The 14,367-nt window shown below is 69.5% G+C and carries 12 protein-coding genes and 4 pseudogenes; 6 read left to right on the top strand and 10 right to left on the bottom strand.

All coding sequences use genetic code 11. The annotated features are described in order from the left end of the window. Positions 1-275: 275 nt before the first annotated feature. Positions 276-530 (bottom strand): DUF2283 domain-containing protein, encoded by a 255-nt coding sequence (locus ACZ5WC_RS30870; protein ID WP_468543897.1) that lies wholly within the window; start codon positions 528-530, stop codon positions 276-278. 44 nt (positions 531-574) lie between these two features. Then, a pseudogene (locus ACZ5WC_RS30865) lies at positions 575-736 on the bottom strand (IS5/IS1182 family transposase); the annotation flags it as partial. A 70-nt stretch (positions 737-806) separates the two neighbouring features. On the opposite strand from ACZ5WC_RS30865, the gene ACZ5WC_RS30860 reads away from it, so the two are divergent. The 3 genes and pseudogenes from ACZ5WC_RS30860 to ACZ5WC_RS30850 all read left to right on the top strand — a co-directional run. Then, positions 807-971 (top strand): transposase, encoded by a 165-nt coding sequence (locus ACZ5WC_RS30860; RefSeq protein WP_468543896.1) that lies wholly within the window; start codon positions 807-809, stop codon positions 969-971. Positions 972-1,115: 144 nt separating this feature from the next. Next, the gene (locus ACZ5WC_RS30855) at positions 1,116-1,508 is read left to right on the top strand and encodes an IS3 family transposase (RefSeq protein ID WP_468543895.1); all 393 of its coding nucleotides are present in this window, start codon (positions 1,116-1,118) and stop codon (positions 1,506-1,508) included. After that, positions 1,505-1,660 (top strand): annotated as a pseudogene (locus ACZ5WC_RS30850) (DDE-type integrase/transposase/recombinase); the annotation flags it as partial. The gene ACZ5WC_RS30855 and the pseudogene ACZ5WC_RS30850, both read left to right, overlap by 4 nt. Positions 1,661-2,018: 358 nt before the next feature. Here the strand turns inward: ACZ5WC_RS30850 and ACZ5WC_RS30845 are convergent. Beyond that, the gene (locus tag ACZ5WC_RS30845; protein WP_468543894.1) at positions 2,019-2,690 is read right to left on the bottom strand and encodes an IS3 family transposase; all 672 of its coding nucleotides are present in this window, start codon (positions 2,688-2,690) and stop codon (positions 2,019-2,021) included. A 472-nt stretch (positions 2,691-3,162) separates the two neighbouring features. Between ACZ5WC_RS30845 and ACZ5WC_RS30840 the strand changes: the two genes are divergently transcribed. After that, the gene (locus ACZ5WC_RS30840; RefSeq protein WP_468543893.1) at positions 3,163-5,163 is read left to right on the top strand and encodes an RNase A-like domain-containing protein; all 2,001 of its coding nucleotides are present in this window, start codon (positions 3,163-3,165) and stop codon (positions 5,161-5,163) included. 35 nt (positions 5,164-5,198) lie between these two features. Then, positions 5,199-5,897 carry a hypothetical protein gene (locus tag ACZ5WC_RS30835; protein WP_468543892.1) on the top strand — a complete coding sequence of 233 codons (699 nt, stop codon included), beginning with the start codon at positions 5,199-5,201 and terminating at the stop codon, positions 5,895-5,897. Between the two features lie 201 nt (positions 5,898-6,098). Here ACZ5WC_RS30835 and ACZ5WC_RS30830 read toward each other — a convergent pair. From ACZ5WC_RS30830 to ACZ5WC_RS30810, 5 genes and pseudogenes are all read right to left on the bottom strand, one after another. Further along, positions 6,099-7,028: pseudogene (locus tag ACZ5WC_RS30830) on the bottom strand (IS3 family transposase); the annotation flags it as partial. Further along, a complete protein-coding gene (locus tag ACZ5WC_RS30825) occupies positions 6,910-7,209 on the bottom strand; it encodes a transposase (RefSeq protein WP_468543891.1) in 300 nt (99 codons plus the stop codon). The pseudogene ACZ5WC_RS30830 and the gene ACZ5WC_RS30825, both read right to left, overlap by 119 nt. A gap of 567 nt (positions 7,210-7,776) precedes the next feature. Next, positions 7,777-7,887: pseudogene (locus tag ACZ5WC_RS30820) on the bottom strand (ATP-binding protein); the annotation flags it as partial. 490 nt (positions 7,888-8,377) lie between these two features. Next, a complete protein-coding gene (locus ACZ5WC_RS30815; RefSeq protein ID WP_468543890.1) occupies positions 8,378-8,668 on the bottom strand; it encodes a hypothetical protein in 291 nt (96 codons plus the stop codon). Between the two features lie 716 nt (positions 8,669-9,384). Beyond that, positions 9,385-10,821: a hypothetical protein gene (locus ACZ5WC_RS30810; protein WP_468543889.1), complete on the bottom strand. Its 1,437-nt coding sequence runs from the start codon at positions 10,819-10,821 to the stop codon at positions 9,385-9,387. A gap of 227 nt (positions 10,822-11,048) precedes the next feature. Here ACZ5WC_RS30810 and ACZ5WC_RS30805 point away from each other — a divergent pair, with 227 nt between their 5' ends. Continuing rightward, positions 11,049-12,323: a molybdopterin-dependent oxidoreductase gene (locus tag ACZ5WC_RS30805; RefSeq protein WP_468543888.1), complete on the top strand. Its 1,275-nt coding sequence runs from the start codon at positions 11,049-11,051 to the stop codon at positions 12,321-12,323. A 394-nt stretch (positions 12,324-12,717) separates the two neighbouring features. On the opposite strand, the gene ACZ5WC_RS30800 is transcribed toward ACZ5WC_RS30805, so the two are convergent. Both ACZ5WC_RS30800 and ACZ5WC_RS30795 read right to left on the bottom strand, forming a co-directional pair. After that, the gene (locus ACZ5WC_RS30800; RefSeq protein ID WP_468543887.1) at positions 12,718-13,665 is read right to left on the bottom strand and encodes a class I SAM-dependent methyltransferase; all 948 of its coding nucleotides are present in this window, start codon (positions 13,663-13,665) and stop codon (positions 12,718-12,720) included. Beyond that, positions 13,662-14,333, bottom strand: coding sequence for a TIGR04282 family arsenosugar biosynthesis glycosyltransferase (locus tag ACZ5WC_RS30795; RefSeq protein ID WP_468543886.1), 672 nt, complete (start codon positions 14,331-14,333; stop codon positions 13,662-13,664). Before ACZ5WC_RS30795 ends, ACZ5WC_RS30800 begins: the two co-directional genes overlap by 4 nt. Between the last annotated feature and the right edge of the window lie 34 nt (positions 14,334-14,367).

Below are 14,367 nucleotides of genomic sequence, written 5' to 3'. Positions count from 1 at the left end.
GTCAGCCCGCCCCCTTGTGGATACCGCATACCCCGGTGATACCGCACCGGCGAGAAGTCGTCAGCCCCTACGACATCACCAGTTCAACCTCAGTAACAACGCCGGGCGCTGGACCAGTGGCCGGAGGGACGGCCTGTTTGTTCCCCGCCAACGCGCCAACGCGCCAACGCGCCAACGTCTCGGGGAACCTCCCGCTGACGGAAGGCACTTACCGGCGATTGCTCGGCCACTGAGCCTTTTCCAACCTGCTTGCCGCGAGCGTGGTGCTCGACTGGTCACGCACCTTCGGTGTCCAGTCGCTCCGCGGACTGGAGCAGGTACTCGGGAAGCTTTGAACTGGCCGCCAACACCTCGATGCCGATGAGGCGGCCCTGCTCGTCGAAGTCGAGGTTGATCATGCCGTCGATGTCCCCTGGATCGCAGGGATACATGCGCGCGGACGTTACGGGGGCCTGCGGTTCGGTGAGGTATACGTACGCTGCGTCCACGGTCTCGTCGTAGGTGACTCTGACGTCTGTCACGGTGAGCATGCTCCCTTGCTGTCGTTGAAGGCGGCGCTGTCCTTGTCTATGCCTCAGGCTGCCGTGGCAAGGTGCAAGGCCAGGACGGCCTTGACGATGCCGGTGATGCGGGCGGTGCTGCAACGGAGTTTCCGCAGGAGCCACCAACTCTTCGGGGTGGCGTCGGCCTGCTCTCCGACGGCTCGGTTCCTGGTGTGGGAGGAGTTCACCGCCTGAGCTGTACTGAGTTTTGTGGAGTCCCTGATGCCAGGGTTACCGTCCTGGCGAAGGAGAACCACCAGCACCATGGCAGCACCCCGTAAGTACCCCGACGAGTTCCGCGAGCGCGCGATCCGCGAGGTCCGCACCACCGGTCGGCCTATCGGGCGTGTCGCGAAGGACCTGGGCATCCACAAGGCGGCCCTGCGCGGCTGGGTCCCGCCAGGCCGAGGCCGATCACGGCGAGCGTGACGAGCGGCTGACCACCGCCGAGCAGGATGAGCTCAGGCAACTCCGTGAAGAAGTCGCGGAGGTGAGGCGGGCGCATGCGATTCTCAAAGCCGCCAGCACGTTTTGTGCCCAGGAGATCAACCGTCCCCGGACGAGGCCGAGCTGGTGATCGACCACCTGCGTCACAGAGGTCTCGGGGTCGATCCCGTCTGCCGGGTGCTGGAGCTGTCGCCGTCGACGTACTTCGCCCGTAAGAAGCGGCCGAAGCCAGACCGTCGGCTCCGCGACGAGACGCTGATGCCACTGATCGAGGAGATTCACGCGGAGTCCGGGGCCACCTATGGCGCCCGCCGGATCACCCGCGCGCTTCGACGCAAGGGACACGAGGTGGCCCGCTACACCGTCGAACGGCTGATGGCCGAGCTGGGCCTGGAGGGCGTCTCCGCGGCCGGAGCCGCCGCACCACCGTCCCGGAACCGTCGGCGCCCCGCCCGCCGGACCTGTTCGACCGCGACTTCACCGCCTCCCGCCCCGACCAGTTGTGGGTGGCGGACATGACGTATGTCCGCACCTGGTCCGGCTGGGCATATGTGGCGTTCGTCCTGGAGGCCTACTCGCGGATGATCGTCGGGTGGCAGGTCGCGAACCATATGCGGACCGAACTTCCACTGGAAGCCCTGGAGATGGCGTTGTGGAGGCGCCGGATCCAGCAGGACTCCGGCCTCATTCATCACAGCGACCGCGGGTCCCCATGCGTATCAAATTCGGTATACCGACCGGCTGTCCGACATCGGCGCCTCCGCGTCGGTCGGCTCCGTCGCCGACTCGTACGACAACGCGATGGCCGAGGCCCTGAGCGGCACCTTGAAGGCCGAGCTGATCGAGATGCAGGGCCTTTGGAAGGACGTCGATCAGGTCGAGCGGGCGATCTTCCAGTGGGCCACCTGATACAACGAAGAATGCCTCCATTCCGCGCTCGACTGCGTACCGCCCGCCGAGTACGAGCAAGTCTTTTGGCAGAGCCAGGAGCAAGTCCCGCAGTGAACCGCCCAGGGTTCGGTAGAGACTTCAGATTGTGGTTGTGACCTGGGGTTTTGTGGTCGTGAGGTAGTAGTTGGTCTCGTATTCGACGGGTGGGATGTGCCCTATTTCACCGTGGAGGCGGCGGTGGTAGTACCAGTCGATCCATTCCGCGGTGGCCAGCTCGATCTGGGAGAGCGTCCTCCAGGGTCGCCCCGATTTGATCAGCTCAGTCTTGAGCAGGTCGATCGCAGACTCCATGAGGGCATTGTCGTAGGCGTCACCGACGGAGCCGATCGAGGCCGCGATGCCGGCGGCGTCCAGGTGCTCGGCGAGCCGGAAACTCGTATATTGCGACCCGGCATCGGAATGATGTATCAACTCGCCCCGCTGACGGGGCTGTTCGTCGCGGTCGCGCTGCCACAGGGCCATGTCCGGGGCGTCCAGGACGAGTCTGGTCTCCTTCGACGTAGCGGCGGACCAGCCGACGATCCGGCGGGAGAACGTGTCGACGACGAAGGCGACGTAGACGACTGCCGACCAGGTCTTGACGCAAGTGAAGTCGGCGACCCAGCAGCGGTTGGGGGCGGCCGCGACGAAGTTGCGGTCCAGTAGGTCCGGTGCCCGCTCGACGGCGTTGTCCGGGATTGTGGTGGTGATCTTTTCCCGCGGACGGCGCCGGTGATGCCGAGTTCCCGCATCGGGCGTTCGACGGTGCACCGGGCCAGCGCGAAGCCCACACGGCACGGGGCAGCCCGCATCGCGGCTTCACAGAGGGCACCCAGGCCTGAGGCCGTCGCCGAGGTCGTGCCGGGGCGGGCGGCGTGGACGGTGCCGTACAGGCCGACGAGCCGGTCCTGTTCAGGCCCGGCAGTGACCCGGTCGCCTTTCACCGCCGCCTCGGGGAGCCGCACACAGCCGTACGGCTCCTCGTCGCCCGGGCCGGGTACATACGCCGTCGGTGTCCCTCGGCGTCACCGCATCGACCGCCTCCTTCTCGCCGGGGCCACGGCGTGGCCCCGGCCACCGTGTTCTGACGCTTACCAGGAGTGCGCGGTCCAGCCCGCGTCCTTTAAGCTACCGCCCGGTAATCTGATGGCGCGTCCATCAGGGGGAACACGGGACCGCACGGGGCGAGTCGACCACTCGCCGCGGTGGGGTCCTCTCACGTAGGGCGCACATGTACTACCGCTTGACACGCAGACTGATCACGCTTCTGGCCGTACTCACGGTCTTCATCTCGCTGGGCATGGGGGAGAGCACGGCGTCAGCCGTACAGGGCATCCAAGCGAAGGCCGCCGCCAAGGAAGCGGCGGAGAGCCGCGTCGAGAGGCTGGCGGAGCTGGTCCGGGCAGCGGCCAAGTACTCCGGATGCACCGACCGGCCGTTCTTCGAGAAGCCCGCCTGCTACCGCGAGTTCGGCGAGAAGGCCGTCCAGGTCGGTGCCGGCGTCGGCCTTTTCGCCTACGGCATGCACGAAGGCCACAAGGACACCGTCCAGCATTTCGGCAACCTGGAGAAGGGGGTCGCCGGGTTCGCCGAACTCAAGGACATCCTTCAGCAGGACCCCTCGCAGATCGCAGATCCCTCCGTCCGGGCCCAGGCTGAGGCACAGGTACGCACGGCGCTGAACGGTGCGAAGAAGGACATCGACAAGGTGTTCGCCGACGTCATCGAGACCATCGGCACCGTCCTGGTCCTGGTCGAATTCGTGCTGATCATGGTGCACCTGACACTCACTCTGGCCCAGCTGGTCGGCGACCCCGGATTCCAGAAGGCGGCGAACAGCGTCAGGACAGGTCTGGAGGGAGTCGGCAAGGACCTCGACAGAATCAACGCGGGCCTGGCCACGATGGGCGGCGCCCTCGACGACATGAACGGTGCCGTCGACGAGATCAACAGCAGCCTCGGCCAGATGAACCGGGGCATAGCTCAGGCCAACCGCGGCATGGATAAGCTCAACCAGGGCCTTGCCGATTCCAACAAGGCCGTGAAGAACGTCAACAAGCACGTTCCCGGCATCAAGAAGGCCGCCGCCAAACTGCGTGGGCTCCCGGGCATCGAGTTCGACTTCTCCCACATCGGTGACACCTGGAGCTCCGGAAAGTCCGGCCTCAGCACCGCCGAACAGGAGCGCCGCATGTCCCTGGTGCTCGACCTGCTGCCCGGCATCGGCGACGGCAAGGGCGTCGTGGAAGCGATCACCGGCAAGGACATGATGACCGGCGAACAGCTGAGCGGCTTCGACAGGGCCCTCGGCGCGCTGGTTGTCATGCGCTGGGTCAAGGTCGGCAAGAAGGTGCTGGACGCGAACGACATCCGTGACGCCCGCAAGGGAGTCGACGCCGTCACCTGCAACAGCTTCCCGCAGGGCACAGCAGTCGTCATGGCCGACGGGACGCGCAAGCGCATCGAGGACATCCGGCCGGGTGACGAAGTGCTGGCGACGGCCCCCGAGGGCGCCCCGGACGACCCGCCCTTCACCAGGGCCCGTCCCGTCCTGTCGAGGATCGTCACCGCATCCGACAAGGAGTTCACCCGTCTCACCACCGACGCCGGATCGGTGACCTCCACCGGCCACCACCTCTACTGGGCGGCCGACCTCCGCGCGTGGCTGCGAGCGGATGAGCTGAAGCCGGGCAACCGTCTGCTCGACGCCACGGGCCGGGAGACTGCCGTATCGGCGACGGACAGCTTCGTCCAGGAACAGATCACCTACGACCTCGACGTCAGTGGCATCGACAGCTACTACGTCGGCGTCGGCGAGAGCAGTGCACTGGTCCACAACTGCACGGACCTCGTCAAGGACGCCGGCCGGTTTCCCGGTCGGGCGCACACCCTGGACGAGCATGTCGACGTCGATCTTGACCGGATGAAGGAACTTGCGATCGAGAAGACACGCAAGAGGGGCCGGCCCACGCCCAACAGCCGCTGGACCGACCGGCAGACCGCCCAGCAGGTGGTGGACCACGCCGTAGCCGGGAACAAGGCGCGCATCGACAAGTGGCTCAGAGAGGGAGCCCGGCAGCCGCTCGAACTCAAGGGTACGTTCAGAGCGAAGAACTCCCTCGGCGACGTCATGACCCACACCGGGCAGCACAGCAAGGCGGGTAACGGCTACATGGTCCTCCTGCAGCGCGCGCCCGGCCACAAGCCGGGTGGCTACTACGTCTCCACGGCCTACCCGGTCTGAGCCCAGTGACAGGAGCATGTGTGCACGACCGGACCATGAGCAGCGATGACCTGTGCTTCGACTTCGGACTCACCGGCCTGGGCGGCTCGTTCCACGGCGACTGGGTGCTCTTCGCGGCCGACCAGTGGGATCACATCACCCAGTGGTACGGGCCCGTCGGAGCCGACAGTGGCAGGCGCCGCCTCCTCCTGGGCGACGACGTCCGGCGGCTGGTGGGATCCTGTCTCACCGGCGCCGAGCTGAACGCCCTGTGGAGACTGACCGACAGCAACGCACTCGACGGCAGCCCGGAGATCGGCGGCCAGGAGCGTGACTGGCTGGAACGGACTCTGGCACCCGCGGCCGGGACGGCGGAGCCGCACCACGGGGGCGCAGGAGCAGCGACTGCCGGCACTGGGGCCTGCGCCCTGGGAACCGGCGGGCCGGAGACCGGCGTGGGTGTCCCTTCACTGATGTACGAGCACCGGCTGCTGGCCGACGACGTCAAGGGGCTGATCGACCGGCTGGATCCAGGGCAGGACGCAGTCGGAGTCACCCTGCCGCAAGCGCGCGACGCGTTGACGCGCTGTGCGGAGAAGGTGTGCAGCGAAATCGCGTTCCGGTTTCTGCTGCACGGCTTCGAGGCGTTCGGGTCCCGGGTCTCCCGCGATCTGTACAACAGGCTGGATCGCGTCGGTGAGCGGTTCGGATACGGACCGCACGTGGTGGACCGGCTTCACCACCTGGTGGAGTGAGTGACTCGGCGGCTCCGGTACCGACCGGCGCCGCCGCCGTGGCCGGTGACCGCCACTCGATGGCCTGTGGCGCGGACGACCCAAACGGTGAAGTTTCCCCGTGATCTCGGATACGTGATCGTTATGCCGCGAGGGCGTGCTGGTGCCGCTGCCGGGTCTCGGCCGGGGGGGGTAGCCGAAGACCTTGTGCCTGTGTAGGCGGCGGCGGTTGTGGAACGTCTCGATGAAGTCGAAGGCGTCGGCTCGTGCGGTGGCCCGGTCGGGCCGGACACGGGTGCCGATCTCTTCTTTGGGCAGGGCCCAGAAACTCTCTGCGGCGGCGTTGTCGGAACAAGATCCGGTGCGCCCGCAGCTCTGGCGAAGACCCAGCTGTCGTATTCGAGCGTGGAATCGGGTCGAGGTGTACCTGCTGCCGCGATTGTTGTGGATCACGCAGCCGGGTTGCAGTCCACCGCGGCTGTGGGCCATGTCGAGGGCGTCCACGGCGAGGTCAGCGCGATGGTGGTCGGCCATCGACGAGCGAGCGACCTCGCGGGTGGCCAGGTCCAGCCAGCAGGCGAGGTAGAGCCGGCCCTCGGCGGTCGGCAGCGCGGTGATGTCGCCGACCAGCTTCGTGCCGGGCATCTCGGCGTGAAAGTTGCGGCCGATCAGGTCCGGGGCCGGCCTGGCCTTCTTGTCTGGCCTGGTCAGCGAACGGCGTCTGTGGCGGGTGACGCCCGGGATGCCGTGCTCGCGCATGAGGCGGGCGGCCTGTTTGCGGTTCGCTCGCCGTCCCAGGCGCCGCAGTTCGGCATGGACACGCGGGACGCCATGAGTCTGGTGCGAGCCGATGTGGATCACGGTGATCGCGTGCACCAGGGCCTGTTCGGCGGCCCGGCGGCCCGGCGGCCCGAGCGGGTCTTCGCGGCGGCGAGCCAGGCATAGAACGAGGAACGGGCCGCCTTGAGCAGGCGGCAGAGGAAAGCGACGCCGTGGGTGGTCTTCTCCGCCTCGGTGAACGCGTGCGTCTCGTTCACCGATCGCTCTCCTTCGCGAAGAAGACCGCGGCTTTTGGCAGCACCTCGATCGTCTTGGCCTGTTCGGCGTTCTGCCGTCGCAGCCGCTTGAGCTCCTCGCGCTCGGCGGTCGCAAGCTCTCCCGGGGCGCCCTCGCCCCTATCCGCCTTGGCCTGGCGGTACGAGCCGCGCAGGGACTCCGAGCTGATGCCGAGCTCCCGAGCGACGGCGGTGACCGTCTTCCCCGAGGAGTCGACGGGCGCGATCGCGTCCCGCTTGAACTCAGCGGTGTACCGCTTCGTGTACTTGCTTCCCACCTGGTGCTACTTCCTCTGGAACCTTAGGCCCCCGTCTCCAGGTGTCCACGATCAAGGGGAAGGTTCAGACTCCCTGCCTCGGAGCCAGGCCGAAAATGACGAGAAACAGCACCGAGGCTCACGCAGAATAGCTTCCGTGACCGTCTTCTGTTGCAGTGCCTGTCAGTAGCGAATCAGCCCCGACCTCCAGGAAGTGCCGATGCCGCCTCCGGTGACGGAGGAAACCCCGGGACACAGGTTCCTGCCACCACTCATGCCATGCGGGTCGTGTGCGGTCAGCGCTCACACCGGCGTGCTCGTGCTCAATCCCGACGACATCTCGGGGGTGGCCAGACACCCTCACCGTCGGCGTCTCAACGGATGCTGCGGACTCGACGGCTTGGACGGCCCAACCTCGTCTGCGATGCCTGCGGAGCTGAGGTCGCAGCACAGCAATCGGATTGCTGGTCTCAGCAGCTGATCGCGTTGATCCCCGACGCGGTGACGACGACCGTCTCGCCCTCCGCTTGAACCCGTGAAGTTTCGGCAGCACCTGGCACGGGTTCGCCGGAACATGTGCGCTTTGCCGAAGGACTCGTTGGAGGTGATGGCGACGCTGTTCTTCTCCTCGCGTTCAGTCAGGACCTGGAAGAGGAGTTCGGCGCCGCGGCGGTCCAGTTCCATGTAGCCGAGTTCGTCGAAGTGTGCCGCTGCTTGCGCGGCGCGTCCAGATCCGCCCGCAGGATCTCGTCGATCACCGGCTTGTACGGGTAGCGCAGTGGCCCGGGGCGGCAGCTTCTTACGAGGCTCCGGCCAGGACGAGTCCAACGCCTTCCGTACCGTCCGCCACGTCACGCCGTGCTTGCGTTCAAGCTCCCGCATCGACATGCCGCCGCGATGGTCACGCCGGATCGCCGCGTACAGCTCGACCTTCGACATTTGCGGCATGAGCAGGACCTTTCACCAGGAACATCCCGATGCTGCCCTGGCAAGAACCCCAGTGCCTCCCGAGCTCAGTTTCTGGCTCACATCCCGTGAAGCCGGCACGCTGAGTGACGGTTGTAGTCGAGCCCTTGGATCGGTTGCTGCCCCTGGGAGCGAAGGGTTCGCTGGACGGACTTGGCTTCCACGTGCGGCACTATCAGCCACACCGCACACGGCACGGCACGGCAATCGAGATGATGCATCGTCAGAGATGGTTCGCGGTGGCCGCGCTGTCCGACCAGAGCCAGTTCACGGGCGAGTACTGCTTCTTCAGCACGGTGCGCTCGTGCCCGTAGCCCTTCAGCGCGGCCTCCACCGCGACCGCTAGGTCGTCCAGGTCCTGCGGCACCGGCACTCGCAGCAGAGGGTGTTGCTTGCGGTGTGCGAGGAGCAGCTCACCCGCGGGTGTGCACTCCAGCAGGGCGCAGTGGACAAGGGGCTTGAAGGGCTTCTCCGCAGTGGGCCTCCGGGCGCGCAGCACTCGTCGGCGCTTCACGCGTACAGGCCGTAGCCCTTGAGATGGAAGGCACGGGCGCGGTACGGGTCGCCAACCACGGTGAAGTCGAAGCCGGTGAACGGTCTGTCCTCGCGCAGGTGCAAGCCTCCCAGCCGGCCCTGCAACACCCCGCCGTCGTCGACGAGGGCGAAGCTGAACTCCTGCCCCCGGTTGCTCGAACGGTAGGTCTTCCCGAAGACGGGACGACGAACAGGTCATCGCCGAGCGCTGCCGGGCGGGTCACCCTGGAGTCGACGTAGCCGTAGAGGCTGTCGCTGGTCCCGGTGAGCTCGGAGAGGGCCTCGGCCAACGAAGGCGATGGCCGGTTGCCGCGCCCCACCGGCTCGTCGCCATACCGCACGTGCGTGTAGGAGTCGGCATCGCTCTGGCAGTCGGTGCGCGCGTCCAAGGTCGTGATGGCGCACAGCACGGGCTGGCGGCCCGGGCAGAGGGTTGTGCCGGGTTCGGAGACGGCGACGATGTTGGGGTGGGCACCGGCCCAGTTGCTGAGTCCGTACTCGGAGGTCATACACAGCAGCCGGCCCGTGGGGGTGACGGCGATCGACGCGGCGAACGGGTCGTCTCCGGGGCCCTGCTGCTTTCCCCAACCCCATGTCAACGTCTTCCGGCTCAACCTCGCGCTGGAGGACCTGGCCGTGGCCGCCGGCTGAGGCCCACCGCGGCGCACCATGTGGGGCACCGCTGTGGTGCGCCGGTCACCAGCCTGTCCACAGAAGGTGGTTGATCAGCAGGGCCGGAACGGCCGACGCGACCAGCCAGTACCGGACCCTCCGGCTGGGGAGCAGCGCCGCAGCGGGCAGTAGCCACAGCAGGAACGGCTGCCAGATGCGCTCGGTCTCCGCCTTGCTCATGCCGGAGAGATCCGCGGCGAGCAGTGCCGCCAGCGCCGCCAGCACGAGCAACGCCAGTCGCCCTTCCGGGGGAGCTGTCGCGGGGCCGCTTCGCAGTGCCCGTACGGCACCGGGAGCGGCCACCGCGCTCCGGCGCAGCCCGGCGACGGCGGCGAGCCCGGCCGCGAGGGTCGCGCAGGCCAGGTTGGCCCAGACCCAGTAGCCGTACGGGCGGACACCGCCCGCGCCCTGGTAGTAGCGCTCGACCAGCAGGTGGTAGGCGGTCCACCAGTTGAACCCGGCGAACGTGAAGGCCACCGGGACCACCAGCGCGCCGAGCAGGAACAGCGGCACCGGGCGGGCGGTCCGGGTGAGCACCAGCACGGCCAGCAGCACAGCCGCCATCAGCCCCAGCCCGTAACTGAGGTAGCAGGTCCACCCGAACAGCAGACCCCCGCCGAGTGCCGCCACGGCCGGGAAGCGGACCCGGCGGGTGGCGGCCAGGGCGAGCAGCGCCACCGACCAGGCGGCGACCGCCGTGAAGTAGCCGTCGGCCGACACGCCCGCCCAGACGGCCGCCGGGGCGAGGACGAGGAAGGGCGCGGCGCGGCGGGCGAGGCGCTCGTCGGCCAGCACGCGCACGGTGATCAGGACGGCCAGCGCCGCCGAACTGCCCACCACGACACACCAGAGCGCCGCCCAGGCGCCGCCACCGAGACCGATGCGGTCCAGCCACACGAAGGTCAGCGTCGCGCCCGGCGGGTGCCCGGCGACATGGGCGGGCCAGTTGCCGGGCTCGCCGATCACGATGTGGTTCGTGAAGTCGCGCAGGGTGGCGGGGATGTCCTCGAAGCGGTCGATGACCCGCAGATACTCGTGCTTCGTGGTGAGCCGCCTCGCGACGCCCCGGTGCCAGCCGTCGATCAGCGCCATCGAGAAGACCCAGGCCGTCGACCCGGCCCAGGCCGCCGCCAGCAGCCCGCGCCAGGGCAGCCGGGCGGCGAGCGGCGGGCCGTAGGAGACCACCAGGACCGCCATGATCAGGGCGGCCGGAGTGCCCGGCCCCAGATGCGGGTCCCAGGAGGCCAGCAGCGGCGGCCATTGGGCGCGCAGACTCCCGTCGCGGTTCTGGATGACATGGCCGACGACCACCGCGGCCGCGATCAGCAGCACGCCCGCGGTGGCGGCGATCAGGTCCGACCGCCCCGCGCGCCGGGCGCGGTGGTTGCGGTCCGGCGGTGCGGGCGGGCCGTGCCCCGTGCCTCCGGCGGTGTCCGTGGGGGTGGCGTCCTCGATCTTCACGCTGACACGCTATGCACACCGGACGGCAGTCGGGTGGTCCGGCAGGGCCGCGTCACCGAACCGTCAGATTCCTCCCGCCGGGATACCGGTTCCCCTTCTCGCCGCGGCCTCGGCCCTCGCTCCAGGCCGCGACGTCAGATCTCCCCAGGCGTCCAGGCCGCGACGTCAGAATTTCGTCAGCAGCCACATCCGCCCGTCGGCGGTGTTCCCGGCCTAGCGTCGGTCTCATGCCCGAACGCCGCCGGATGATCCGCTCCCTCCCCGATTCCCTCCGCTCCCCGTGTACGCCCGCCGACCCGGGATTCTGGCGCAGCCCCGTGCGCGGGGTGCGCTTCACCGCCGTGCTCGGCGTCGTCCTGCTCGCCGGACTCACGCTGCTGTTCGTCACCGGTCTGCTCTCGTACGCCGCCTACAACCCGGACCTGAACCGGGTCAACGACAAGACCCCGGGCAAGGGGTGGCTCGGCTTCTACCTGTTCTCCTGGCCGACCGGCCCGCACTGGCTCTACCGGCTGACCCAGGGCCTGCACGTCACCGTCGGCATCGTGCTCGTGCCCGTCCTGCTCGCCAAGCTGTGGTCGGTGATTCCCCGGCTCTTCGCGCTGCCGCCCGCCCGTTCCGTGGGCCACGCCCTGGAGCGGATCTCGCTGCTGCTGCTCGTGGGCGGAGCGCTGTTCGAATTCCTCACCGGACTGCTCAACATCCAGCTGGACTACGTCTTCCCCGGTTCCTTCTATCCCCTGCACCTCTACGGGGCCTGGGTCTTCCTCGCCGGCTTCGTCACCCATGTGGCCCTCAAGCTGCCCCAGGCCGTACGGGTGTTGCGCAACGGCATCCCGCGCGGCGAACCGGACCCCCTCTCAGCCCCCGACCCGCTGCCGGCCACCCTGTCCCGGCGCGGCGCGCTGGCCATGGTGGGGGCCGGTTCGTTCCTTCTGCTGGTCACCTCGGCCGGTCGCAGCTTCGACGGGCCACTGCGCAGCATCGCGCTCCTCACCCCGCGCGGCGGCACCGACCCGGGGCCGGGCCCGAACGCCTTCCAGATCAACAAGACCGCCGCCGCCATAGGGATCACGCCCGCGGACACCGGTGAGCGCTGGCGGCTGACGGTACGGGGGCCGGCCGGGGAGTTCCGCTTCTCCCGGGCCGAACTACTGGCCATGGAACAGCACAGTGCGGCCCTCCCGATCGCCTGTGTGGAGGGCTGGTCGACCTCGGACCAGCTCTGGCGCGGGGTGCGGCTCTGCGACCTGGCGGTGCTCGCCGGCTACCCGGACCGCCCACCGGGCGTCTTCGTCGAGTCGCTCCAGCGCAGCGGCTCCTTCCGCAAGGCAGCGCTGCGCGACAACCAGGTACGCGACGGCCGCTCGCTGCTCGCACTGGAGGTGAACGGCGCGCCGCTGTCACCCGACCACGGCTACCCGGCCCGGATCATCGTCCCCGCCGCGCCCGGGGTGCTGAACACCAAGTGGGTCGAGACCCTGACGTTCGGAGAGCTGTGATGTCCACCCGAGCCGTGCCTCCCCTGTCCGCCGCACCCCGCCGCCCGCGTTTCTCGCCGCGCCGGCTCTACGGCGAGGGCCCGCTCCATCTGCTCCTGCTCGCCGCCACGTTCTGCCTGGCCGGCTACGCGGGCGTACGGCTGCTGGACGGGGACACCGTCGGCGTGCTGATCTGGTTCGCGGGGTCGGCCGTTCTGCACGACCTGGTGCTGCTGCCGGTGTACGCCGGGGCCGACCGGGCGCTGTGCGCCGCGCTCGGCCCCCGGCGGGCTCTGGTGAACTTCGTGCGGGTACCGGCGTTCCTCTCCGGGCTGCTCCTGCTGATCTGGTTCCCGCTGATCACCCGGCGGACCGAACGGCGGTACGAGGCCGCCGCCGGCACCACCCCGGACGTCTACTTCGGCAACTGGCTGCTGATCACCGGCGCGCTGTTCGCGCTCTCCGCGCTCTGGCTGCTGGTCCGGGCATTCCGCTCCCGTACGGGCCGGCGCAAGGAGACGAAGGTCCGCCCCTGCGCACCCCACTGATCGGCCGTACGCCAGCCGCCCGCGCGGGCGTGCCGCAGCAGCGCCGGCGTCCCGATCCGCGCCCAGGGGAACGGCTCGGCGGCGCCGTCGTGCCCGGCCGCGTGGGCGGTCCTTCCGTCCGGTCCGCCCCGGCCGTCGTCGAGACGGACCCGGACCCGTTCGTCCACGTCGACGGGGGCGGTCTCGGCGATCAGCAGCCCGCCGGCGCCGAGCAGTTCGGCCGCCCGGTCCAGCAGGGCGGCCGGGTCGCCCCCGATGCCGATATTGCCGTCGAGGAGCAGGAGGGTGCCCCAACGGCCCTCTCCGGGCAGCGGGTCGAACACGCTGCGGAGCAGCGCCGCGCCGCCAAGACCGCGCGTACGGGCCACCGCCGCCTCGCTGACGTCGATGCCCAGCGCCCGGTGTCCGAGTGAGGCCAGCTCCGCGACCAGCCGCCCCGGACCGCAGCCGATGTCCAGCACCGGCCCCTCGCACCGGTGCAGGGCGGACAGGTCGGCGGAGCCCGCCCCCGAGCACCAGCGCTCCACGTCCAGGGGCAGCAGCCAGCCGTCGCTGCGGCGCAGGAACAGCGGACCCCGGCCGGTGCGCAGGGCGTTGGCGTACGGGTCGGCGCCCCAGGGGGCGGCGCGGTTCGCGCCCGACCGGGCCGGCGGGTCGGAGGCGTACGAGCCGTCGGCGGTCGCCTCGTGCGCGTCGGGCACCTCGTACGTCTCATGTGCCCTCTGCGCCTCGTGCACCTTGTGCGTGTCGGGGGCTTCGGCGGCACCGGCGGGGGCCGGTGCGGTGAACCCGGACGAGGGCACGGTCGTACTCATCGCACCCCCGCCCCGGTCAGCCGGCCGAGCGCTGCGGCGAACCGGCCGCCCGGCGCGGCCGACGCGACCCGGTGGGCGTCGGCCGCGGTGTCCACGTCGGTCAGGACCGGAAGATCGCGCACCACGAGCCCCGCCTCCACCAGCCTGCGCCGCTGCACCGCACCGGTCTCCGGGACGGACATCGGTACCCCGCGCAACAGGGCGGGATCGGGTTCCGCCAGGCCCAGGGCCCAGAAGCCGCCGTCCTCGGCCGGACCGAACCAGGCCCCGGTGCCCTCCCAGGCGTCCGGCGCGAGAGCGGGGGCGAGCAGCGCGGCCGTGATCTGCGGGGTGTCCATGCCGACCAGGAGGGCCGGCCCCGTACACCCGCCGAAGGCCGCCGCGAGCCGCTCGTCGAGGCCGCCCGCGCTCTGCGGCACCACCTCGAACCCCGGCGGCAACCAGGGGCCCGGCCGCCCGTCGAGGACCAGGACGCGCCGCCGGGCGGGGAGGGCGAGCACGGTCTCCAGGGTGTCCGCGAGGGAGGCGGCGGCCAGCTCGGCGGCCTCGGCGGAGGAGAAGGGCGGGCAGAGCCGGGTCTTGACCCGTCCGGCCACCGGTTCCTTCGCGATGACCAGCAACTCCGTGGGCCCGGGCGCGTTCGTCGAACGAACCCTGTCTCCGGACATGCTCACCGGACGGTCCCCGTCCTCGGACGCGCTC

The sequence above is a fragment of the Streptomyces sp. NPDC033165 genome (genome assembly GCF_055577965.1).
The sequence above is the reverse complement of the archived record's forward strand: the minus strand, read 5'-3'. Positions and strand labels throughout refer to the sequence as shown.

Bases quoted from the DNA above. Each gene is read 5' to 3' on its own strand.
- ACZ5WC_RS30870 (WP_468543897.1), bottom strand. From the start codon at position 530: ATGCTCACCGTGACAGACGTCAGAGTCACCTACGACGAGACCGTGGAC.
- ACZ5WC_RS30860 (WP_468543896.1), top strand. From the start codon at position 807: ATGGCAGCACCCCGTAAGTACCCCGACGAGTTCCGCGAGCGCGCGATC.
- ACZ5WC_RS30835 (WP_468543892.1), top strand. From the start codon at position 5,199: ATGAGCAGCGATGACCTGTGCTTCGACTTCGGACTCACCGGCCTGGGC.
- ACZ5WC_RS30805 (WP_468543888.1), top strand. From the start codon at position 11,049: ATGCCCGAACGCCGCCGGATGATCCGCTCCCTCCCCGATTCCCTCCGC.
- ACZ5WC_RS30800 (WP_468543887.1), bottom strand. From the start codon at position 13,665: ATGAGTACGACCGTGCCCTCGTCCGGGTTCACCGCACCGGCCCCCGCC.
- ACZ5WC_RS30795 (WP_468543886.1), bottom strand. From the start codon at position 14,333: ATGTCCGGAGACAGGGTTCGTTCGACGAACGCGCCCGGGCCCACGGAG.